Origin of the sequence: Polaromonas sp. (genome assembly GCF_012927455.1) — a bacterium.
Classification (GTDB): Bacteria; Pseudomonadota; Gammaproteobacteria; order Burkholderiales; family Burkholderiaceae_C; genus Polaromonas.
The window spans coordinates 453,436-476,463 of the sequence record NZ_JABBPE010000008.1; the positions used below are offsets into that span (position 1 = coordinate 453,436).

Genomic DNA, 23,028 nt, shown 5'->3' on the forward strand with positions numbered 1-23,028 from the left:
GATGAGATTCCTTTTTGATTTTGCAGCGTTTGCTGTTTAACTTTTTCGCGGACCGGACGGTATCCAGGCCCATACAAATTCACATTCGACCGGGTTCACGCCGGCCTCATCGGTCACGGTGACCGCGACATTGACTTCACCCTTGTCGCGGGCCTGCATGGCCAGCCGCTGCTCGGCGCTCAGCGTAGCCACGGCGCGCAGCGATCCGGTGGCGCGTTTCTTGAACGCCATCTTCAGCTCCTTGGCCAGCGGAATGCAATCGTCGCGCACATTCATGCCCACCACCATGCCGGTGGCGGTTTCTGCCAGCAAGTTCATGGCCGAGGCGTGCACGCCACCCAGGTGGTTCTGGACTTTCTTGTCGTTTTTTATGCCGATTTCCACGCGCTCGGTGTTCATCTCCAGGAAGGTCAGGCCTGCCGTGCCGGTAAAAGGCACGGCGCGGCGCAACACCACGCTGCGAAACCAGGGACGCGCAAAGGCCGGCACTTCGGAAAGCCGCTCCAGCTGGCGCTCCAGGCGGTTGGGTTGGTGGTGGATAGTCATGGCCTTTTTCATCGGTTGAGGAGGTAGCGGGTACGTGACTGAGAAAGCGTAGCGAGGAGCTGTCAGGCTAGGCGCGGGCGCCCGAAGAGAACCGGAGCGACCTTCAGGGTCGTGAGGATTCTCTTTGGGCTGCAACGACGCATGACAGCTCCGCAGTAGCTTTATCAGTTACGGACGGGTTTGCCGGTGCTCATCATGCCCATGATGCGTTCCTGCGTTTTGGGGTGTTCAAGCAGCGCGCAGAAGGCCTTACGCTCCAGCGTCATCAAATATTCTTCAGAGACCAGCGTTCCGGCATCCACATCCCCACCGCAGACCACCCCCGCGATCAGGCTGGCAATGTGGAAGTCGTGCGCGCTGATGAAGCCGCCGTCACGCATGTTGACGAGTTGGCCCTTAATAGTGGCCAGGCCGTTGCGGCCCACCACCGGGAACAGCCGTTTGTGCGGCGCGCGGTAGCCGGAATTAAACAGCGCGCGCGCTTCGTTCAGCGCCACGAACAACAGTTCGTCCTTGTTCGGCACGATCACGTCACTGCTCAGCAAATAGCCTAGCCTGCGGCTGTCAATCGCGCCAGTCCCAACGCTGGCCATGGCTGCGGCCGTAAACCCTTCCGTCAGGAAAGGCAGCATGTCCTTGTTGGTCGAGGTGGCGGCATTTTCAGCCGCACGGCGCGCAATATAGGTCAGTCCACCGGCACCCGGCACCAGGCCCACGCCTACTTCAACCAGACCGATGTAGCTTTCCATCGCCGCGACGCGTTTGCTGGAGTACACCGCCAGCTCGCAACCGCCGCCAAGGGCGAGGCCGCGAATGGCTGACACCACCGGCACAGCGGCATAACGCAGCTTCAGCATCACTTTCTGCAGTTCGGCCTCGACGCCATCAATCATGGCGCTGCCGCCCATCATGAAAGCCGGTAGCATGGCCTGCAGGTCGGCACCGGCCGAAAACATCTCGTCGTTGGACCAGATCACCAGGCCCTTGTAGCTTTTCTCGGCCAGCTCAATGCCCATGGCCAGGCCTTCCGACACATCGGGGCTGATGGCGTGCATCTTGGTCTTGATGCTGGCGATCAGCACGTCACCAGCTTCGCCGTTCGCGCCGTCAAGCGTCCACAGGCGAATCGCATCGTCCTCGTGCACGGTCGTGCCAGCCGTTTCAAAACCCGGCGCGTTGGCGCCCAGCACGTCTTCAGGAAAATGCTGACGCGCATACACCGGCAGCTGGCGGCGTGGAATGAATTTTTGGCTTGAGGCACTCCACGAGCCTTCAGGCGTGTGCACACCGCCCGCGTCAGCCACCGGGCCCTTGAAGACCCAGTCAGGCAAGGGCGCCGTGCTCAGGGCCTTGCCGGTATCGATGTCTTCCTTGATCCAGTTCGCGACCTGCAGCCAGCCCGCTTGCTGCCACAACTCGAACGGGCCTTGGCTTGCGCCAAAACCCCAGCGCATGGCAAAGTCGATGTCGCGGGCGCTTTCGGCAATACTTTCAAGGTGCACGGCGGCATAGTGAAACTGGTCGCGCAGAACAGCCCACAGAAAGCGCGGTTCAGCGCCTTCGGCGTTGCGCAGCAGCTTGAGGCGTTCGCCTGCAGGCTTTTTCAGCATGCGACCGACCACTTCGTCGGCCTTGGCGCCGCCAGGGACATATTCCATGCTTTCCGGGTCCAGCCGCAGGATGTCGCGGCCGACCTTCTTGTAGAAACCGGCGCCGGTCTTCTGGCCCAGGCTTTTGGCTTCGAGCAAGGCGGCGAGTACGGGCGGCGTGCCGTACATATCCGAAAACGGGTCTTCGACCTTGCCGCTGCCCACAGGGCCGAGGTTGTCCTGCAGCGTCTTGATGACATGCGCCATGGTGTCCAGGCCCACCACGTCGGCGGTGCGGAAAGTGCCCGAACTGGCGCGGCCCATCTTCTTGCCGGTCAGGTCATCAACCACGTCATAACTCAGGCCAAAGGCTTCGGCCTCATGGATGGTGGCCAGCATGCCGGCAATGCCGACTCGGTTGGCGATGAAGTTGGGCGTGTCATGCGCGCGAATCACACCCTTGCCAAGCGCGCTGGTGACAAACGCTTCCAGGTTGTCAAGCACGCTGGCCTCCGTCGTCGGCGTATTGATCAGCTCGACCAGCGCCATGTAGCGCGGCGGGTTGAAAAAATGGATGCCGCAAAAGCGCGGCTTGAGGGTATCGGGGAGCGCTTGGCTTAGCGTGGTGATCGACAGGCCTGAGGTGTTGCTGGCGACGATGGCGCCCTCGGCAATAAAAGGCGCAATCTTGTGGTACAGATCGGTCTTCCAGTCCATGCGCTCGGCGATCGCCTCGATGATGAGGTCGCACTCTTTGAGCAGGTCCATGTGCTCTTCGTAATTGGCCGGCTGGATCAGGCTGGCATCTTCAGCCACGCCGAGCGGCGCGGGTTTGAGCTTTTTCAGGCCTTCAATCGCCTTGGTAACGATGCCGTTTTTCGGTCCTTCTTTGGCCGGCAGATCAAACAGCAGCACGGGCACGCGGCAGTTGACCAGATGGGCGGCAATTTGCGCGCCCATCACGCCAGCACCGAGCACGGCGACTTTTTTTACTTGAAAACGGGACATCTTGTTTCGCTCCTTATTGATTGCATATCTTGTTTCGCTGCGCATTCCTGGAACTTCAGCTCGGCTGCCAAGCCAGTGACAGCGTGGAACCGGCTTTGCCGGGCCACAGATGTCCCCCTGCAAGGGGGGATGCGGCTACACGCAGTCAGCCGCAGGCGGGGTGTTACTGGATTCTTACCCAGGTCTGGGTGCGTCCGAAAGGCCCGAAAGAGCCCCTGACTTCAAGTTTTTTTCCGTCTTCAGTGGGCGTCATTTTGAGCGTGTAGCTGCGGCCGTTTTCCGGGTCCAGAATTTTGCCGCCGTCCCACACCTCGCGGCCCTCGGCTTTCTTGGCGCCACGAATGATTTCAAGGCCGAGCAGCGGCTGGCCTTTGCGCTCGTCGCTGCATTCGGTGCAAATATCCTCGGGTTTGGCAGTCTTGAGCAGGCGTTTTTCAATTTTCCCGCTCAGCACGCCCGCCGTCTCGACGATACGCACTTCAGCCTTCGCCTCGCCGGTTTTGTCATCGCTGTTGCGCCACAGGCCAACCGGCGTGCCTTGCGCCAGCGCAGAAAACCCAATTGATCCTAAAATAATAGCAGTCAACGCAAGTTTCATAAGGGCTCCAGCAGTAAATGATTGATAACTCAGGCCAACGCAGCGTCGGTATCCATCAACGCCCGGCTGCCGCTGCGCGCCGTGCGCATCAGCATCGCCGTTTCCGGGAACAGCTTGGCAAAGTAAAAGCGCGCCGTCTGCACCTTGGCCAGGTAGAAGGGGTCGTTATTGCCAGCGGCGATTTCGCGCAGCGCCACTTGCGCCATGCGCGCCCAGAAATAGCCAAACACCAAGTGCCCCGCCACGCGCAGATAGTCCACCGCGGCAGCGCCCACCTCATCCGGATTCTGGAAGCCCTTGAAACCGAGTTCGGTGGTGAACTTGGTCATCTGGTCGGCCAGATAGGCCAACGGGTTGATGAATTCGGCCATCTTCTCGTTGACGCCTTCTTCGGCAATCAGCGCACCAATGATCTTGCCGAATTTCTTCAGCGTCGCGCCGTTGTTGCCCAGCACCTTGCGGCCCAGCAGGTCGAGCGACTGGATGGTGTTGGTGCCTTCGTAGATCATGTTGATGCGGTTGTCGCGCACCAGCTGCTCCATGCCCCATTCCTTGACGTAACCGTGGCCGCCAAACACCTGCATGCAGGCATTGGTGGCAATGTGGCCGTTGTCGGTCAGGAAGGCTTTCACGATGGGCGTGAGCAGCGCGACGATTTCGCCGGAGTCCTTGCGCACTTTTTCATCCGGATGGTAAAGCTCCTTGTCGAGCAGCAGCGTGCAGTAAATCGCCAGCGCGCGGCCGCCTTCGGCATAGGCCTTGGCCGTCAGCAGCATCTTGCGCACGTCGGGATGCACGATGATCGGATCTGCGGCCAAGTCCTTGGCCTTGACGCCCGAGAGCGAACGCATCTGGATGCGGTCCTTGGCGTAGGCCAGCGCGTTCTGATAAGCCACTTCGGTCAGGCCGAGCGACTGGTTGCCCACGCCCAGGCGGGCCGCATTCATCATCACGAACATGGCGGCCAGGCCCTTGTTGGGTGCGCCAACCATGGTGCCAACGGCTTCCTCCAGCACGATTTGCGCGGTGGCATTGCCATGGATGCCCATCTTGTGCTCCAGGCCGCCGCAGTAAATACCGTTGCGCGAGCCTAAAGAACCATCTTCATCGACATTGAATTTCGGCACGATGAACAGGCTGATGCCCTTGCTGCCCTGCGGTGCATCCGGCAGACGGGCCAGCACCAGGTGCAAAATGTTGGGCGTCATGTCGTGCTCGCCGGCACTGATGAAAATCTTGTTCCCCGTGAGCTTGAAAGTACCGTCAGCCTGCGGCTCGGCCTTGGTGCGCAGCATGCCCAGATCGGTGCCGCAATGCGGCTCGGTCAGGCACATGGTGCCAGTCCATTCACCGCTGACCAGCTTGGGCAGGTACAGGTTTTTCTGCGCCTCGGTGCCATGGGCATGCAGTGCTTCATACGCGCCATGCGACAGGCCGGGGTACATGGTCCAGGCCTGATTGGCCGAATTCATCATCTCGTAGAAGCACTGATTCACCACGAAGGGCAGGCCCTGGCCGCCGTAGGCCGGGTCGCAGCTCAGCGCGGCCCAGCCGCCTTCCACATACTGCGCGTAGGCTTGCTTGAAGCCCTTGGGCGGTGTCACTTCGTGGCTAACCTTGTCGAGCTTACAACCCTCTTCGTCGCCGCTGATATTGAGTGGAAAGGTGACTTCAACAGCAAACTTTCCGCCTTCTTCGAGCACGGCATTGATGGTGTCCGCGTCGATGTCGGCATGCCGGGGCAAGACCTTCAACTCGTCGGTAACCTTGAGCACTTCGTGCAGAACGAATTGCATGTCGCGTAGCGGGGGGTTGTAGTGAGGCATGTCGGTCCTTTGGCTTTAAAACGGATGGGAAGGAGGTGTTTTTGCCGAAACTTTCTTCGACGAAACAGGAGTGGAAGAAAAATCGACAGACGGTGCATCGTCGGTGGCGCCGTAACGCGCCAGAATGTTGGCAAAGCCGGTGTTGGCGCGGTTCAGGGAACCGGGCGTTTTAAGAAAGCGAGCTTCGTAATGCAATGCCAGGATGAGGCCATGAATCTCGAAGGCCATTTGCTGCTCGTCGGCGTCGGCACGCAAGTGGCCAGCCTCCTTGGCCTGCACCAGCGCGCGGTACATCGCAGCCAGCCAGGTTCGGACCGAATCCGCCAGCGCATCGCGCACCGGACCAGGCCGGTCGTCAAACTCAACAGCGCCGCTGATATAGAGGCAACCCGAATCAATCTCGACCGAGGTGCGCATCATCCAGTTTTGAAACATGGCACGCAGACGCGGCAGGCCGCGCGCCTGTTGCAGGACGGGGAAAAACACCTCTTCCTCAAACCTGGCGTGGTATTCGCGCACCACCGAAATCTGCAATTCCTCGCGCGATCCAAAATGGGCAAACACGCCGGACTTGCTCATGTGCATGACCTCGGCCAGCGCACCTATGCTCAGGCCTTCGAGGCCGATATGGGTCGCCAGGCCCAAGGCCGCATCCACAATGGCCGCCTTGGTCTGCTGGCCTTTTTGCTGGCTGCTTTTTGCAACAGGCGGGCTGATCGGCCCGGTGCGGACAGTTTTGACAGGAAGTTCAGGGGCGGACATGGCGCTGTAAAAAATAAAACGAACGATCGTTCTATTTTGCCGCAAATTGATCCACAAGAGTGCGGCAAGGCGCACTTATTTGCTGGGTCAGCCCCGCCAGAATTACGGGTTTACCCGAAGTCTCCATCGGTATTTTTTTAACGCGAGTCACTGTTTCTTTAGTAATGTCGGACGTTGACAAAGCAGATCGGCCCTGATCCGAGCGCTAGAAATCGCCTCGCCGTAACTATTTGCTTCTGCACATAATGCGTCAGAGCCGCCATTACCGACGAAAGTACTTTATGACTTGGTCCATCATCGCGCGCGATTCTTCCGGCGCGTTCGGTATCGCCATTGCCAGCAGATTTTTTGCAGTGGGCGCCTTGTGCCCGCATGCGCGCAGCGGGGTAGGCGCGCTTTCCACCCAGGCGCTGGTCAACCCGCTTTATGCCGCCCCGGCGTTGGCAGGTCTAGCAAAAGGCATCGATCCAGAGCGCATCATTAGCCAGCTGACCGCCGGCGACGAAGGTCGCGACCACCGGCAGATACACCTGATCGACGCCAGCGGGAAGGCCGCTGCCTATACCGGCGCCGCCTGTATTGACTGGTGTGGTCACACGCTAGGCAGCAGATTTTCGGTAGCCGGCAACATGCTGGCCGGGCCACAGGTACTTGCCGCCACGGCCGCCGCCTACGAAACGAATCCCGCCTTGCCGTTTGCGGAGCGCCTGATCGCTGCGCTGGTTGCCGGCGAGGCAGCTGGCGGCGACAAGCGTGGCAAGCAGGCCGCGGCGCTGCTGACCTACACCACGGAAGATTATTGCGCACTCGATTTGCGCGTTGACGACCACCCGGAGCCGATCGCGGAACTGCAGCGCCTCTACCAGAAAAGCCTGGAACGCTACCAGCCGTTTAGCGCCTGCCTGCCTTCGCGCAAGCACCCAGCGGGCATCACCGACCGCGCGCTGATCGAAGCCGAGATCGAGCGCTTTCAAGCCCGGCAAGGCGGAGCGGGCACATGAGCGCGCTGCTGGAAGTCAGCGGTTTGCGCACCAGCTTCAAACTTGAAGGCGGCGGCGAATTTGCCGCGGTGAATGGCATCAGCTTTTCGGTCGAAGCTGGCCGCACGTTGGGCATCGTCGGTGAATCGGGCTGCGGCAAAAGCGTGACGGCGCTGTCCATCATGGGCTTGCTGCCCAAAGGCCAGGGCCGCATCGCCGCCGGCGCCATCCGCTTCGAGGGCCGCGACCTTGCGACGCTGGCACCGGACGCGATGCGCGCACTGCGCGGCAACCGCATGGCGATGATCTTTCAGGAGCCCATGACTTCGCTCAATCCGGCCTTCACCATTGGCGACCAGCTGATAGAGGCGATTCGCTGCCACCGCGACCTCGGCCAGGCGGGCGCCAGAACGCACGCGATCGAGATGCTGCGACGGGTGCGCATTCCCTCGCCCGAACAGCGCATCGACGAGTATCCGCACAAGTTGTCGGGCGGCATGCGGCAGCGCGTGATGATCGCGATGGCGCTGTCGTGCGAACCAAAACTGCTGATCGCCGACGAACCGACCACCGCGCTCGACGTCACGATCCAGGCTCAGGTGCTTGACCTGATGCGCACACTGCGCGAAGAAACCGGAACCGCCATCATCCTGATCACGCATGACCTCGGGGTGATCGCCGAGCTAGCCGACGAAGTCGTCGTCATGTACTCAGGCCGCATCGTCGAGCGGGCCAGCGTCGCGCGCCTGTTTGCCCAGCCGCAGCATCCTTACACGATTGGCTTGCTCGGATCGATACCGAAGCTGCACCTGCAACAAGACAGGCTCCATGCCATCGAGGGGCAGGTGCTGCCGCCGATGGCCGAGGTGTCCGGCTGCCGCTTCGCGCCTCGCTGTCCGTTTGCGCTTGACCAATGCCGCCAGGCGCCGCCACCGCTGACTGACATGGGCGACGGCCACGAAGCCGCTTGCTGGCGCGCGCCGCTGGAAGCCGGCATGGAGCAGACCGCATGAGCGCGCTGCTGCGGGTTGAAAACCTGGTCAAGCACTTCCCAATCCATCAGCACCTGTTCGGCCGCCAGACCGCGGTAGTGCACGCGGTCGATGGCCTGAGTTTCGAAGTCGGCGCCGGCGAAACCATGGCGCTGGTGGGCGAGTCCGGCTGCGGCAAATCCACGGTCGGGCGGCTGGTCTTGCGTTTGCTTGACGCCACGGCAGGCAAGGTCTGGTTTGATGGCGAAGATTTGATGGCGCTGGCGCCCGAACGCATGCGCGCCAAACGGCGCGAGCTGCAAATGATTTTTCAGGACCCGTATTCCTCGCTCAACCCGCGCATGACGGTGCAGCAGACGCTGGTCGAGCCGCTGGCGCTGCATGGCCTGGCGCGCGGGCGGCAGCGCGAGCGGGCCGCCGAGCTGCTCGACCTGGTGGGCCTTGCGCCGCAGTATTTACAGCGTTATCCGCATGAATTTTCGGGCGGCCAGCGCCAGCGCATCGGCATCGCCAGGGCGCTGGCGGTAGAGCCCCGATTGATCGTCTGCGACGAGCCGGTGTCGGCGCTGGATGTATCGATACAGGCGCAGGTGGTCAACCTGCTGCAAGACTTGCAGCGACGCCTGGGCCTGGCCTATGTCTTCATTGCGCACGACCTGGCCGTCGTTAAACATATCGCTTCGCATGTCGCGGTAATGTATTTGGGCCAGATCGTCGAGTACGCGGACAAGCGCAGTCTGTTTGCCCAGCCCAGGCATCCTTACACACAGGCCCTGTTGTCGGCGATACCGATTCCGGAACCGGGCATCCAGCGCGAGCGCGCCCTGCTGCAGGGCGATGTTCCCAACCCCATCAATCCGCCCTCGGGCTGCCGCTTCAGGACGCGCTGCCCACATGCGCGCGAGCGGTGCGCGCAGGAGGTTCCATCCTTGCGGACGCTGCAAGGGCATGGGGTGGCCTGTCATTTCTGGGAAGACATCGTGGCGCCCCCAGTGATCGCCGCGCCGGCAGTGATGAATGAGCGGCTGCGGCGTTTGCAGGAGGCGTTTCGTCCGCACGGTGCTGGAGCGGGTTTTCAGTAGCATGATCGGATTTGGCAAGCCAGACCGGCGCCTTGCGGCAACTCTCAGTGACGTGAAAAGCAATTTAATCAACGGCTAACCGAAAAAGGAGACACACGATGAACAAGAAGTTTGTGCTGGCACTCACCCTGGCGATCACCACTTGCGTGGCGAATTCCCAGACCCTGCGCATCGGCTTGGCCGAAGACCCGGACATACTGGACCCCAGCCTGGCGCGCAGCTTCGTCGGCCGCATCGTCTTTGCCTCGCTCTGCGACAAGCTTGTCGACATCGATGAAAAACTCAACATCGTGCCGCAACTGGCCACGTCGTGGCAATGGTCGGCCGACAACAAGGCGCTGACCATGAAGCTGCGCCCCGGTGTCACTTTCCATGACGGCGAAAAATTCGACGCCGCCGCCGTCAAGTTCAACATTGACCGCCACAAGAGCCAGCCCGGTTCCAACCGGCGCGGCGAACTATCGCCCGTCACCACGGTCGACGTCATCGACGATCTGACGGCCAAAATCAACCTCAGCGCCCCCTTCTCGCCGCTGCTTTCCGTGCTGGCCGACCGCGCCGGCATGATGGTCTCGCCCAAAGCGGCGCAGGCCAACACCACTAACTTTGGCGCCAAGCCAATCTGTTCGGGCCCGTTTCGCTTTGTCGAGCGCATTGCGCAAGACCGCATCGTGCTGGAGCGCTTTCCCAACTACTGGAACAAGGCCGAGATCCATTTTGACAAGGTGACCTTCCAGCCCATCGTCGATGCCACGGTGAGGCTGGCCAACCTGCGCTCTGGCCAGCTGGACTTCATCGAACGGGTCGCCCCGTCTGACATGGCATCCATCAAGGCCGATAAAAAACTGGCGATCTCCCGTATTACCGAGCTGGGCTACCAGGGCATCACCATCAACACCGGCAAAAGCGATTTTGCCCAGAAGAATCCGTTGGGCCGCGATCCCCGGGTACGCGAAGCCTTCGAGCTGTCGCTGGACCGCGCCGGCATCGTTCAGGTGGCGATGGATGGCGAAGCCCAGGCGGGCAACCAGTGGGTGTCACCGGGCAACAGTTTTTACGCGAAGAACGTGCCCCTCCCGAAACGCGACATTGCGCGCGCCAAGGCGCTCTTGAAAGAAGCCGGCGTCCCCAATCCAAGCTTCACGCTGATGACGCCCACGACGTCTGACGGACAGCGCGTTGCACAGGTGGTGCAGGCCATGGCCAAAGAGGCCGGCTTTGACGTGAAGATCCAGTCTACCGAGTTCGCCACCACGCTCAACCTGGCCGACAAGGGCCAATACGATGCTTTCGTGCTGGCGTGGAGCGGGCGCGCCGATCCGGACGGAAACCTCTATAGCTTTTATGGCTGCAAGCAGCCGCTGAACTACAGTGGCGTCTGCAAGCCACAGTGGGACGAACTGCTGGACCGCTCGCGCAGCACCCTCGATGCTGCAGGCCGCATCAAGGTGTTCGAGACACTGGCGGCAGAAACGGCCAAAGAACGTCCCATCGTTTATCTCTACCACCGCAACTGGCTGTGGGCTTACAACAAAAAACTGACCGGCATGCGCACCATCCCCGACGGATTGGTGCGGGTGCAGGGATTGAAGATGTAACGCGCGCCTCGCTAATCCGCAACCGCCCCCATGCTCAACTACCTGCTCAAGCGGCTGGCCGCCATCGTGCCGACGGTTTTCTTCGTCACGATCATCATCTTTGGCTTGCAGCAGTTGCTGCCCGGCGATCCGGCCGTGATCCTGGCCGGTGAAAACCAGGATCCGGACGTCATTGCCTATCTGCAAAAGAAAATGCATCTCGACAAAGCGCTGCCCGTGCGCTACGCCTACTGGGTGGCCGGTGTATTCCAGGGCGACCTGGGCGAGTCGCTGCGCATCCAGCAGCCGGTGCTCGATTTGCTCAAGGAGAAACTGCCGGTCACGCTAGAGCTTGCTGCCCTGGCGATGCTGATTGCGCTGGTCATCGGCATTCCGGCCGGCATCGTCTCGGCGGTCGGCAAGGACACGGTGTGGGACTATGCGGCCAACGTGATTGCCTTGTGGGGCTTGTCCACGCCGAACTTCTGGCTGGGCATACTGATGATTCTGTTGTTTTCCGTATCGCTTGGCTGGCTGCCGGCCTCCGGCTATGTCAGCCCGTTCGAAGACCTGAAAGCCAATCTGGCGGCGATGATCATGCCGGCCTTTGTGCTTGGCAACGCAATTGCGGCGGTGCTGATGCGGCACACCCGCAGCGCCATGCTGCAGGTGCTCAATGCCGACTATGTTCGCACCGCCCGTGCCAAGGGCCTGGACGAGCGCACCGTGGTGCTCAAGCATGCACTGCGCAATGCGCTCACGCCGATCATCACGCTGGGCGCGCTCGAATTCGGGACGCTGCTTTCAGGAGCCGTGCTGACCGAACAGGTGTTCTCGATTCCCGGCTTCGGCAAGCTAATCGTCGACGCGGTCTTCAATCGCGATTACGCCGTCGTGCAGGGTGTGGTGCTGTTCACTTCGAGTGTCTATATTGTGCTGAACCTGCTGGCCGATCTGGCCTATTTTCTCGTCAATCCCCGTCTGCGAGATAGCGCATGAGCGCCGTGTTTGCGCAGGGCATGCCGCGCGAAGCCACCCCGTCCCGGCGCGCCTTGCGCCGGCTGCTGCGGCGCCGCGGCGCGATGCTGGGTGGGGTAATCGTGCTGTTTTTCGTCGTGCTGGCGCTGTTCGCCCCGAGCATCGCCCCCTATGACCCTATCGCCACCAGTTGGAGCGCGGTGCGCAAGGCGCCCAGCATGCAGTACCTGTTCGGCACCGACGAGATAGGCCGCGACGTGCTGTCGCGCGTTGTGTGGGGCGCGCGCGCCTCACTGATGGCAGGCCTGGTCTCGGTGTGTATCTCGATGGCGCTGGGCGTACCGATCGGCCTGCTGGCGGCCTATGTCGGCGGCTGGACCGACAGCCTGATTTCGCGCTTTACCGACGCGATGCTGGCCGTCCCCTTCCTGATTCTGGCGATCGCACTGGCCGCCTTTCTCGGGCCCAGCCTGAGCAATGCCATGATCGCCATCGGCGTGTCAGCAACGCCCATCTTCATCCGGCTGACGCGGGCCCAGGTGCTGGCAGTCAAGGTCGAGGATTTTGTCGAGGCCGCGCGGGCGGTCGGCAACCCGCACTGGCGCATCGCCCTGCGCCATATCCTGCCCAATGTGCTGCCGCCGCTGATCGTGCAGGCCACGCTGGCGATCGCCGCCGCCATCATCGCCGAGGCCAGCCTGTCCTTCCTCGGGCTGGGCCAGCAGCCGCCGGCGCCCAGCTGGGGCAGCATGCTGAACACCGCCAAAAATTATGTCGACAATTCACCCTGGATGGCAGTCTGGCCTGGCCTGTCGATCTTCCTGCTGGTGCTGTCTTTCAACCTGCTGGGCGACGGCTTGCGCGATGCGCTGGACCCCAAACACAAATAGTTCGCGGGGGCACTGCTGACGCCGCTGCGGCGCCAGCACCAAGCAGCCCTAACGCATCAACGTTTGAACGGCACGACCAGCTGGCGCTGCTCGCCCAGTCCTTCAATGCCCAGCGCCATCTGGTCGCCCTTTTTCAAGAACAGCGGCGGCTTCATGCCCAGGCCCACGCCGGGTGGCGTACCGGTGGTGATCACGTCGCCTGGTTCCAGCGTCATGAACTGACTGACATAGCTGACAATTTTGGCTACGCTGAAGATCATGGTTTTGGTGTTGCCGGTCTGCATACGCTTGCCATTCACATCCAGCCACATGCCAAGCTTCTGCGGATTTGGCACTTCATCGCGCGTGACCAGCCAGGGCCCCAAAGGGCCAAAGGTATCGCAGCCCTTGCCCTTGTCCCAGGTGCCACCGCGCTCGATCTGGAACTCGCGTTCGCTGACATCGTTGATGGTGCAGTAACCCGCGACGTGGTTAAGCGCATCTTTTTGCGACACATGACGTGCCTGCGTGCCGATCACCACACCCAGCTCTACCTCCCAGTCGGTCTTGACGGAGCCCTTGGGCAGCATGACCGCATCGTTGGGACCCTGGATGCAACTGGTCGCCTTCATGAACACAACCGGTTCCGCCGGAATCGGCAGGCCGGCCTCGGCCGCATGGTCAGCGTAGTTCAGGCCAATGGCGATGAACTTGGGCGTGCCGGTGAGCGGGCTGCCCAGACGCGGCGAGCCTCTGACCAGCGGCAGCTTGTCGGTTTTGAGTTTGCGCAGCTTGGCGAGCGCCGCATCGCCGAGTTGCCCGGGTCCGATGTCGGGAATGACGGCACTCAGATCACGCAGCTTGCCGTCAGCGTCAATCAGGCCTGGTTTTTCTTTGCCGGGGTTACCGTAGCGCACAAGTTTCATGGGGCTTCCTTTTTTTGCTCTTAACAGGGAAATTATTACAACAGAGGATGACGATTCATCAAGCGTGTCATTCCATTTCTAAATCAAGCGTGGACGCGAAGGCGAAGCGACGACAGTACAAACGTACGACTCGCGGAGCCGACAAAGTGCACGATTGATTTAGATATGGAATCAATAGGTGGCGCGGCCGCCGGAGAGATCAAACACCGCGCCTGTGGAGAACGAGCAGTCTTCAGTACACAGCCAGGCCACCATTGCCGCCACCTCTTCGGGCTCGCCGAAGCGGCCCATGGGAATTTTCGCCAGCATGAAGGCAATATGCTCAGGCGTCATCTGCTCGAAAATCGCCGTTTTCACCGCCGCAGGTGTTACGCAGTTGACGCGAATGCCAGTGTCGGCCAACTCCTTGCCCAGCGATTTGGTCAGCGCAATCACCGCCGCCTTGCTGGCGCTGTAGGCGCTGGCGTTCGGGTTGCCCTCTTTGCCGGCCACCGAGGCGATGTTGACGATGCGCCCATAGTTGCGCTGGCGCATCAGCGGCACCACTTCGCGGCAGCAATAAAACAGGCCATTGAGATTGACCTGCATGACCTGCAGCCAGTCGGCCGGCGGGTAGTCCCAAAGCTTCACGTTCGGACCGGTGACGCCGGCGCAGTTGACCAGCACGTCGATAAAGCGGTGCCGCGCCACAGTTTCCCGCAGCGCCTGCACCACGCTGGCATGCTCGCTAACATCGACCATCACTTGGTGCACTTGCCCACCTTGCGGGCCGAGCTGCTGCTGCGCCGCCGCCATGGCCGCGGCATCGCGGTCCCACCAGGTGACGCTGGCACCCGACGCCAGCAAACGCTGCGTGATGGCAAAGCCCAAACCGGCCGCGCCGCCGGTGATGACCGCGTGCCGGCCCTTTAGATCAAGCTGGTTCATAGCGTCATGCCGCCGTCAATGTTGTAGGCCTGCCCGGTCACAAAGGCGGACTCGTCGCTGGCCAGAAACACCACTAGCGGCGCGATCTCTTGGGCCTGCGCCAGCCGACCCATGGGCTGGCGCGCAATGAAGTTTTTTCTCGCCTCCACCGGGTCAGCATGGGCTTTGATGCGCTCCTGCAGCGAAGGCGTATCCACGGTGCCGGGGCAGATGGCATTGCAGCGAATCCCCTGCGCTATGAAGTCTGCCGCAATGCTTTTGGTAAGCCCGAGCACCGCGGCTTTGGTCGTGCCATAGACAAAGCGGTTGGGCAAGCCCTTGATGCTGCCGCAGACGCTCGCCATGTTGATGATGCTGCCGCCCTTTTGCGCCAGCATGGCAGGCAGAACGGCCTGGATCATCCAGAACTGGGCGCGCACATTGAGGTTGAAGGCAAACTGCAGCTCGGCATCGGTAGCGTCAAGCGCCGTACCCCCGTGAACCACGCCCGCACAGTTAAACAGTACATCCATCGCAGGCAATGCGGCCACCAGCTTTTCAATGGCGACCTTGTCCAGCACGTCCAGCGGCAGCGCCGTGATGTTGGCCACACCCCGGTAACTCTCAAGCAGTTCGGCATTCACGTCGGTCGCCCACACCTGGGCACCTTGCGCGGCCAGTGCCAGGGCGCTGGCGCGCCCTATGCCCTGCCCTGCGGCAGTGACCAGCACGTTTTTTCCTTCAAGTCTCATGAATGCTCCTACAGGGTTTTGCCCGATGTTGCCCTAACGCTTTCATGGGATTATTAATTGGCCTGACCACTTGTCCAATTCTGACTAACCCTTAAAGCCTGCAAAACCTTCCTGCACCCCTCGATGCCTCTGCAAACCGTCGAACCGCGCCGCCTGTACCGCCAGATTGCCGAGCAATTGCGCTCGCTGATCAGTGCGGGTGAGTTTGCGGCAGGCAGCCGCCTGCCGGCCGAGCGCGACTTGGCCAAGCAGCTGGGCGTAAGCCGCCCCTCGGTGCGTGAAGCCCTGATCGCGATGGAGGTGGAAGGCTGGGTCGAAGTCCGCACCGGTTCTGGCGTCTACGTGCTGGATCGATCGAAGCGGACCAACCGCTCCAAGGGGCTGCAGATTGCGGCCAGCGAATGGGGACCGCTCGAACTGATACGCGCTCGCCGCGTGGTGGAAGGCGAAATTGCCTCGATGGCTGCCGTGCAGGCCAAACGCAAGGACATTGACGCCATGCGCAAAGCCATTGACTCGATGAAAAGTGATGCCGACGGGGGCGTGCTGCCGATCGAAGGCGACCGGGCATTTCACAGCGCGATTGTCGAGGCCTGCGGCAACGTGGTGCTGATAGAAACCGTCCAGAGTTTCTGGGATTCACGCCGCGGCCCGCTGTTCGAGCGCCTGGTCGGCTATTTCGAGACGATGAAATCATGGCAGTCCGCCATAGCCGAGCACGAAGCGATTTTTGCGGCCATCCGCGCGCATGATGGCGCCGCCGCCCGCGCTGCGATGCATGCCCACATGGACAAATCCCATTCCCGATTCAGTGCAAGCTGGCGCCGCGCGAAAACCAGCTGATTCAAGCGCCCCAGTCACTGCACCTTTCACTTTCACCGTTCTTTCAACCGAGGAGACAACATGACAAAACGATTAGCTATTAAAACCATAGCTATGTGCGCAGTATTGGCGGGCGCCATGAGCACATTTGGCATTTCCCATGCGCAGACCAAGCTGAAATGGGCGCATGTCTACGAAACCTCCGAGCCCTTTCACAAGTGGTCGGTCTGGGCGGGTGACGAGATCAAGAAGCGCACCAATGGCCGCTACGACGTGCAGGTGTTTCCGGCCTCATCGCTGGGTAAAGAGTCTGACATCAACCAGGGCCTGACGCTGGGCACGGTGGACATCATCCTGACCGGCGCGAGCTTTGCAGCCTCCAGCTACCCGCCGCTGGCGGTGACCTACTTCCCGTTCATCTTTCGCGATTCCGAGCACCAGCTCAAGTACGCCAAGAGTGAGGTGTTCAAGGAGCTCGCCAAAGGCTATGACGACAAGAGCGGCAACCACATCACGGCGCTGAACTACTACGGCGCGCGCCAGCTGACATCCAACCGCCCGATTGCCAAACCCGAAGACATGAAGGGTCTGAAAATCCGCGTGCCTGACGCGCCGGCTTACCTTGCATTCCCAAAATCACTGGGCGCCAACGCTACGCCGATTGCCTTTGCGGAGGTTTATCTGGCGCTGCAGAACGGCACCGTGGACGCGCAAGAAAACCCGTTGCCCACCATCCTGGCCAAGAAGTTTTTTGAAGTGCAGAAAAATATCTCGTTGACCGGTCATATCGTGGATTCGCTGCTGACCGTCGTCGGCGGGGCGCTGTGGAACAAGCTGTCGGAAGCCGACCGGAAAATCTTCAGCGACGTGATGCAGGAAGCCGCCGAGAAAACCGGTCGTGAAATCATTGCCTCGGAACTGCGCCTGGTTGACGAATTCAAGCAGAAGGGCATCAACGTGATCACGGTGGACAAAAACGCCTTTCGCGAGGCCGTGTTGAAAAATGCCAAGCCCGCCGACTACGGCTACCGCCAGGCCGACTACGACCGCATCACTGCAATCAAGTAGGCAGGATGCATCATGCAAGACATTGACGCCGGCCCCAAAATCATGGGGGACGACGGCGAGTTCCACGCGCAGGACGAGGCGGTGGATCTCTCCGGCACCACAGGGGAAGCCTGGGTTGCGCTGGGCATCTTCTGGGCCCTCGGCGTCACCGTGTTCTACCAGTTTTTCACGCGCTATGTGCTCAACGACTCTGCCGCCTGGACCGAAGAGATCGCGCGCTATCTGCTGATCGGTGTGGTCTTTGTCGGCGCCTGCATCGGTGTCAGCAAGAACAACCACATTCAGGTCGATTTTTTCTTCAAGTTCATGCCGCCCGCCATCGCCCGCTTTGTGGCCACTCTGGTGGACCTGCTGCGCGTGGTGTTCCTTCTCGCCTTCGCGGTGCTCACGCTGATGATGATGAACAAGCTGAGTAACGCCCGCATGACGATGATTGACCTGCCGATGAACCTGGTTTATGGCGTCTGCATGGCCGGCTTTTCGGCCATGACCTGGCGTGCCATTCAGGTGGCGCGCTTTCACTGGAAGCGCGGCTACAGCGTGCTCGAACGCCCTGAATCAACTATGGATGACGTCTGAGCGACCTACCCTATGCTGAAAATTATTTTCCTGCTGCTCTTGAGTGGCGGCATTCCGGTCGCCATCGCCATGGCCGGCTCCGCGCTGCTCTACATCTGGTGGACTGGCACGCTGCCGCCGTTTGTGGTGATCCACCGCATGATCAGCGGCATCGACAGCTTTCCCCTGCTGGCCGTGCCCTTCTTTATTCTGGCTGGCAACCTGATGAACAACGCTGGCATCACCAACCGCATCTATAACTACGCGCTGGCATTGGTGGGCTGGATGAAAGGTGGCCTGGGCCATGTCAACGTGCTGGGCTCGGTGATTTTTGCCGGCATGAGCGGCACCGCCATTGCCGACGCGGCCGGCCTGGGCACGATTGAAATCAAGGCCATGAAGGACCACGGCTACAGCACCGAGTTTGCCGTCGGTGTGACGGCGGCCTCGGCCACGCTGGGTCCCATCATTCCGCCGAGTTTGCCGTTTGTGATCTACGGCATGATGGCCAACGTCAGCGTGGGCTCGCTCTTTCTCGCCGGCATTCTGCCGGGCGTGCTCATGGCGATTTTGATGATGCTGACGGTGGCCTGGTTTGCCCACAAAAACGGCTGGGGCGCCGACGTCAGGTTCGAGTGGCCCAGGGTCATCAAGGCGCTGCTGGAAACCGTTGTGGTGATCGCCTGGCCGGTGCTGCTTTGGCTGCTGATTGTCAAGGGCGGCCTGCCAGCGCAGCTGACGGTGTTTATCGGGCTGGTCATGCTGTTCGTTGCCGACAAGCTGTTCAAGTTCCAGGCCGCGCTGCCCATCATGACGCCGGTGCTGCTGATTGGCGGCATGACGACCGGCATTTTCACGCCCACTGAAGGCGCCATCGCCGCCTGCCTGTGGGCCATGCTGCTGGGCTTTGCCTGGTACCGCACGCTGAATTTCAAGTCGTTCGTGAAGGTCTGCCTGGACACCGTGGAGACCACCAGCACGGTGCTGTTCATTGTCGCGGCCGCCAGCATTTTTGGCTGGATGCTGACGGCCACCGGCGTCACCGCCGCTATCAGCGAATGGGTGCTGGGCTTTACCCAGAGCCCCTACATGTTTTTGCTGCTGGCCAATCTGCTGATGCTGTTCGTCGGCTGCTTTTTGGAGCCGACTGCGGCGATCACCATCCTGGTGCCCATACTGGTGCCGATCTGCCAGAAATTGGGCATTGATCTGGTCCACTTCGGTCTTGTGATGGTGCTCAACCTGATGATAGGCCTGCTGCATCCACCCATGGGCATGGTGCTGTTTGTGCTGGCGCGGGTGGCCAAGCTCTCGGTGGAAAGAACCACCGTGGCAATCCTGCCTTGGTTGCTGCCCTTGCTGGGCAGTTTGGCCATCATCACCTATTTCCCCAGGGTCGTTCTGTGGCTCCCCAACATGGTTTTTAACTAATGACACCTTTTATCCGTCTCCACCCCCAGGACGATGTGCTGATTGCCCGAGCCCAGCTGGTCGGCGGCACGCAAGTTGAAAACATCACAGTCAAGGGGCTGATACCAGCCGGCCACAAAATTGCCAGCCACGCCATTGCGACTGGCGATGCGGTGCGGCGCTACAACCAGATCATCGGTTTTGCCAGCAAAGCGATTGCCGCAGGCGAGCACATTCACACCCACAACCTCGACATGGGTCCGGACAAGGGCGACTTCGCGCGCGACTACGCCTTTGGCGCTGATGTCAAACCCGAGCCGGCACGGCTGGAAGCCACCTTCATGGGCATCAAGCGCGCCGACGGCCGCGTCGCCACGCGCAACTACATTGGCGTTTTGACCAGCGTGAACTGCTCGGCCACGGCGGCGCGCGCCATCGCCGATCATTTTTCGCGGCAAAGCAATCCGGCCGCACTCAGCGCCTTCCCGAACGTGGATGGCGTGGTGGCGCTGACCCACGGCACCGGCTGCGGCATGGACACCGAGGGCACGGGCATGCAGATTTTGCAGCGCACGCTGGCCGGTTATGCCACGCATGCCAACTTTGCCGCCGTGCTGGTGGTGGGCCTGGGCTGCGAGGCCAACCAGATCAATGCCTGGCTGGCCAGCAGCAGCCTGCGCGAAGGCGAGACCTTCAAGGTGTTCAACATCCAGGACAGCGGCGGCACCACCAAGACCGTGGCCAAGGGCGTGGCACTGATCAACCAGATGCTGCCCAAGGTCAATAACGTGAAACGCGAGCCTTGCAGTGCCGCGCACATCACCATAGGCCTGCAATGCGGCGGCTCCGACGGCTACTCGGGCATCAGCGCCAACCCAGCGCTCGGCGCTGCCGTGGATTTGCTGGTGGCGCACGGCGGCACCGCCATCTTGAGCGAAACGCCCGAAATTTACGGCGCCGAGCATTTGCTGACGCGCCGAGCCGTGACGCGGGAGGTCGGTGAAAAACTGATTGCCCGCATCAAGTGGTGGGAGCACTACACCGAGATCAACCAGGGCGAGATGAACAACAATCCCTCGCCCGGCAACAAGGCGGGCGGGCTCACGACCATTCTTGAAAAATCGCTGGGCGCCGTCGCTAAGGGCGGTACCTGCAATCTGCAGGCGGTCTACGAATACGCCGAAGCAGTGACGGCGCACGGCTTTGTCTACATGGATACGCCCGGTTACGACCCGGTCAGCGCGACTGGCCAGGTGGCAGGCGGCGCCAACCTGATCTGCTTTACCACCGGCCGCGGCTCGGCCTACGGCTGCGCGCCCTCGCCCTCGCTCAAACTGTCGACCAACTCGGCGCTGTGGCGCAAGCAGGAAGACGACATGGACCTCAACTGCGGAGAGATCATAGACGGCAGCAGCACAGTGGCCGAGATGGGACAGCGTATTTTCGAGCTGGTGCTGGCCACCGCCTCGGGCGGCAAAAGCAAGAGCGAGTCACACGGTTATGGCCAGAACGAATTTGTGCCCTGGCAGGTCGGCGCGGTGATGTGAGTCAGCTTAGGCCTACGGCCAACTGACCTGATTCGTGCGCCTCACCAAACTACTTTTACATGCAAAAAACAATCCAGGCCCAAGACCTACGTGCGCAAGTAGCTACTGTTTTAATAGCAGCCGACAGTTCCGCCGAAGAAGCTGCCAGTGTCGCGGCCAACCTGGTGCTGGCCAATTTGAGCGGCCACGACTCGCACGGCGTGGGCATGCTGCCACGCTATGTTGACGCGGTACTCGAAGGCGGCCTTCGCCCCAACACCGGCGTGCGCGTGCTGCTAGACAGCGGCTCGCTCTTGACGCTGGACGGCCAGCGCGGCTACGGTCAGATCGTCGGCGAGCAGGCCATAGCGCTTGGCATAGAGCGCGCCAAAACCCATGGCAGCTGCATCATGACACTGGGCAACGCGCACCACCTGGGCCGCATCGGCCACTTTGCCGAGATCGCCGTGGCGCAGGGCCTGGTGTCGCTGCATTTTGTCAATGTGCTGTCGCGTCCGGTCGTCGCACCGTTTGGCGGCGCCGATGGCCGCTACGGCACCAATCCCTGCTGCATTGGCGTGCCGCTCAAGGGGCGGGAGCCTTTCGTGCTTGACTTTGCCACCAGCCGTGTGGCGCAAGGCAAGATGCGGGTGGCCTACAACAAGGGTATACAGGTCGAACCCGGCACGCTAATTGACGAGATGGGCCGCCCAACCACAGACCCCGGTGTGGTCGTGGTGCCGCAAAGTAATGGCCTGTTTGGCGCCCTGCTGGCCTTTGGCGAGCACAAGGGTTACGGCCTGGCCGTAGCCTGCGAATTGCTGGGCGGCGCACTGACGGGCGGCGGCACTTGGCACAAACCGACCGACCCCGCCGTGCGCGCCGTCGTCAACGGCATGCTCACCATCTTGATCGACCCGATTAGGCTGGGCACACAAGCGGTCTTTGAAAAGGAAGCGTTGGCGTTTGTTGACTGGCTCACGGACGGGCCGGTGGCGCCGGGCTTTGACGCCGTGCAGATTGCCGGTGAGCCCGAGCGCGCGACCCGGCTGCGACGCGAAGCTGAGGGAATCGTGATCGATGCCATTACCTGGCAGGAAATTGTGGCGGCGGGCCTTAAGCTGGGCATCAGTCTGCCAAGCTGATAGTCCATTCCAAGACCACGTTTGCGCTTTTCATGCGTTTTTGCATGCTATTAAACTGATAGCTGTTTGCGCCCGTATCTATTGGGCTGCGACAGCATCTTCATCAACAGATATATAGAAAATGCCGCTAGCCCAATAGAAACGGGCGCTAGCAGCTACTTTTTTCATAGCATCAGCGGCCAATGCGACAGTGCAGGCTCAAGCCAGCACGGCGTTCAGGCTGGCTTCCAGGTGCTCGGTCGGCAAGCGCTTGAAGCCGGAGCGGTTAAAGCGCTGCAGGCGCCCAACCATGAAGGCGACGATCACCGATGCGCGCACCTGCGCGTCGACCGTCGGAGTGGCGGCGCCATTGCCGGCGGCCGCATCGCGCAGGCTTTGCTTCAGGCTGGACTCGAGCTTGTCGAAAAACTGGTTCATGCGTGCCTGCAGGCGCTCGTTTTCAAACACTAGCGCATCTCCCACCATCACGCGCGCCATGCCTGGGTTCTTTTCGCCGAATTGCAAAATCATGACGACCAGCTTGCGGGTGCGTGCGGCGTGTTCGGTTTCGCGCTCGGTGATCTGGTTGACGAGTGTAAAAACGCTTTGCTCGATGAACTCGATCAGCCCCTCGAACATCTGCGCCTTGCTGGCGAAATGGCGGTACAGCGCCGCTTCGCTCACATCCAGTTTGGCGGCCAGGGCTGAGGTGGTGATGCGCTCGGCGCCCGGCTGCTCGAGCATGGTCGCCAAGGCCTGCAGAATCTGCTCGCGGCGCTCTCCCGGCTTGGGACGCTTGCGCGCTGCCGGTTCCGCAAACGCTGGCGTGGCCAGCGGGCTCAGTTCGGGTTCAGACGCAAAGTCGGGCATAGGGGCAATTGGGGCGATAGGGGGGCGATAAGGCCCGAAATGAAAAGTGTTTCAAAAAACCAGCGTTCGTTGCAAATCCATTCTCGCACAGGGGGATAAGCGATCTGGCGCCATCTTGTGGGGGTTTTTGCTCATGGCGCCAGCAAAATTTTTAGCTTTTCAACAGGTCGGTTTGGCTGCTCAGAGCATCGCGCCAACAGTACTCAGGAGAAAAAAGTGCAGCGAACCTTCGACGAATTTAGTTCATCTCACGCATGCT

At 61.1% G+C, this 23,028-nt stretch carries 21 protein-coding genes; 12 read left to right on the forward strand and 9 right to left on the reverse strand.

Annotated elements, in window-relative coordinates; all coding sequences use genetic code 11:
• Nucleotides 1-36: 36 nt before the first annotated feature.
• The 5 genes from HHJ18_RS10665 to HHJ18_RS10685 form a co-directional block, all read right to left on the reverse strand.
• Entirely contained in the window at nt 37-546 is a 510-nt protein-coding gene (locus HHJ18_RS10665; protein WP_296914971.1) for a DUF4442 domain-containing protein, read from the reverse strand.
• A 164-nt stretch (nt 547-710) separates the two neighbouring features.
• The gene (locus tag HHJ18_RS10670; RefSeq protein WP_296914974.1) at nt 711-3,143 is read right to left on the reverse strand and encodes a 3-hydroxyacyl-CoA dehydrogenase/enoyl-CoA hydratase family protein; all 2,433 of its coding nucleotides are present in this window, start codon (nt 3,141-3,143) and stop codon (nt 711-713) included.
• Between the two features lie 163 nt (nt 3,144-3,306).
• Nucleotides 3,307-3,741: a DUF2147 domain-containing protein gene (locus HHJ18_RS10675; protein ID WP_296914976.1), complete on the reverse strand. Its 435-nt coding sequence runs from the start codon at nt 3,739-3,741 to the stop codon at nt 3,307-3,309.
• Between the two features lie 29 nt (nt 3,742-3,770).
• Nucleotides 3,771-5,567, reverse strand: a complete 1,797-nt coding sequence (locus HHJ18_RS10680; RefSeq protein WP_296914979.1) for an acyl-CoA dehydrogenase C-terminal domain-containing protein — start codon at nt 5,565-5,567, stop codon at nt 3,771-3,773.
• Between the two features lie 15 nt (nt 5,568-5,582).
• Entirely contained in the window at nt 5,583-6,329 is a 747-nt protein-coding gene (locus HHJ18_RS10685) for a TetR/AcrR family transcriptional regulator (RefSeq protein ID WP_296914981.1), read from the reverse strand.
• Nucleotides 6,330-6,610: 281 nt separating this feature from the next.
• Here HHJ18_RS10685 and HHJ18_RS10690 point away from each other — a divergent pair, with 281 nt between their 5' ends.
• From HHJ18_RS10690 to HHJ18_RS10715, 6 genes are all read left to right on the forward strand, one after another.
• Entirely contained in the window at nt 6,611-7,330 is a 720-nt protein-coding gene (locus tag HHJ18_RS10690) for a DUF1028 domain-containing protein (protein ID WP_296914984.1), read from the forward strand.
• A complete protein-coding gene (locus HHJ18_RS10695; protein ID WP_296914987.1) occupies nt 7,327-8,322 on the forward strand; it encodes an ABC transporter ATP-binding protein in 996 nt (331 codons plus the stop codon). The genes HHJ18_RS10690 and HHJ18_RS10695 overlap by 4 nt, the downstream gene beginning before the upstream one ends.
• Nucleotides 8,319-9,383, forward strand: coding sequence for an ABC transporter ATP-binding protein (locus HHJ18_RS10700; protein ID WP_296914989.1), 1,065 nt, complete (start codon nt 8,319-8,321; stop codon nt 9,381-9,383). Before HHJ18_RS10695 ends, HHJ18_RS10700 begins: the two co-directional genes overlap by 4 nt.
• A 98-nt stretch (nt 9,384-9,481) precedes the next feature.
• Nucleotides 9,482-10,981 (forward strand): ABC transporter substrate-binding protein, encoded by a 1,500-nt coding sequence (locus HHJ18_RS10705; RefSeq protein ID WP_296914991.1) that lies wholly within the window; start codon nt 9,482-9,484, stop codon nt 10,979-10,981.
• Nucleotides 10,982-11,011: 30 nt separating this feature from the next.
• A complete protein-coding gene (locus tag HHJ18_RS10710; protein ID WP_296914994.1) occupies nt 11,012-11,959 on the forward strand; it encodes an ABC transporter permease in 948 nt (315 codons plus the stop codon).
• A 20-nt stretch (nt 11,960-11,979) separates the two neighbouring features.
• A complete protein-coding gene (locus tag HHJ18_RS10715) occupies nt 11,980-12,828 on the forward strand; it encodes an ABC transporter permease (protein WP_296915203.1) in 849 nt (282 codons plus the stop codon).
• 56 nt (nt 12,829-12,884) lie between these two features.
• On the opposite strand, the gene HHJ18_RS10720 is transcribed toward HHJ18_RS10715, so the two are convergent.
• From HHJ18_RS10720 to HHJ18_RS10730, 3 genes are all read right to left on the reverse strand, one after another.
• Nucleotides 12,885-13,733: a fumarylacetoacetate hydrolase family protein gene (locus HHJ18_RS10720; RefSeq protein WP_296914997.1), complete on the reverse strand. Its 849-nt coding sequence runs from the start codon at nt 13,731-13,733 to the stop codon at nt 12,885-12,887.
• 171 nt (nt 13,734-13,904) lie between these two features.
• Nucleotides 13,905-14,660, reverse strand: coding sequence for an SDR family NAD(P)-dependent oxidoreductase (locus HHJ18_RS10725; RefSeq protein ID WP_296915000.1), 756 nt, complete (start codon nt 14,658-14,660; stop codon nt 13,905-13,907).
• Nucleotides 14,657-15,391, reverse strand: a complete 735-nt coding sequence (locus HHJ18_RS10730) for an SDR family oxidoreductase (protein ID WP_296915003.1) — start codon at nt 15,389-15,391, stop codon at nt 14,657-14,659. The genes HHJ18_RS10725 and HHJ18_RS10730 overlap by 4 nt, the downstream gene beginning before the upstream one ends.
• A gap of 123 nt (nt 15,392-15,514) precedes the next feature.
• On the opposite strand from HHJ18_RS10730, the gene HHJ18_RS10735 reads away from it, so the two are divergent.
• From HHJ18_RS10735 to HHJ18_RS10760, 6 genes are read left to right on the forward strand one after another with little or no spacing between them, the layout of a single operon-like run.
• Entirely contained in the window at nt 15,515-16,234 is a 720-nt protein-coding gene (locus tag HHJ18_RS10735; protein WP_296915008.1) for a FadR/GntR family transcriptional regulator, read from the forward strand.
• 60 nt (nt 16,235-16,294) lie between these two features.
• A complete protein-coding gene (locus HHJ18_RS10740) occupies nt 16,295-17,281 on the forward strand; it encodes a sialic acid TRAP transporter substrate-binding protein SiaP (RefSeq protein ID WP_296915010.1) in 987 nt (328 codons plus the stop codon).
• Between the two features lie 12 nt (nt 17,282-17,293).
• Nucleotides 17,294-17,860, forward strand: coding sequence for a TRAP transporter small permease (locus tag HHJ18_RS10745; protein ID WP_296915013.1), 567 nt, complete (start codon nt 17,294-17,296; stop codon nt 17,858-17,860).
• 12 nt (nt 17,861-17,872) lie between these two features.
• Nucleotides 17,873-19,270, forward strand: a complete 1,398-nt coding sequence (locus HHJ18_RS10750; protein WP_296915016.1) for a TRAP transporter large permease — start codon at nt 17,873-17,875, stop codon at nt 19,268-19,270.
• Entirely contained in the window at nt 19,270-20,796 is a 1,527-nt protein-coding gene (locus HHJ18_RS10755; RefSeq protein WP_296915018.1) for a UxaA family hydrolase, read from the forward strand. The genes HHJ18_RS10750 and HHJ18_RS10755 overlap by 1 nt, the downstream gene beginning before the upstream one ends.
• Nucleotides 20,797-20,855: 59 nt before the next feature.
• Nucleotides 20,856-21,920 (forward strand): malate/lactate/ureidoglycolate dehydrogenase, encoded by a 1,065-nt coding sequence (locus HHJ18_RS10760; RefSeq protein ID WP_296915021.1) that lies wholly within the window; start codon nt 20,856-20,858, stop codon nt 21,918-21,920.
• Nucleotides 21,921-22,118: 198 nt separating this feature from the next.
• Here HHJ18_RS10760 and slmA read toward each other — a convergent pair whose 3' ends face one another.
• Nucleotides 22,119-22,769, reverse strand: coding sequence for a nucleoid occlusion factor SlmA (gene slmA / locus HHJ18_RS10765; protein WP_296915024.1), 651 nt, complete (start codon nt 22,767-22,769; stop codon nt 22,119-22,121).
• Nucleotides 22,770-23,028: the final 259 nt, after the last annotated feature.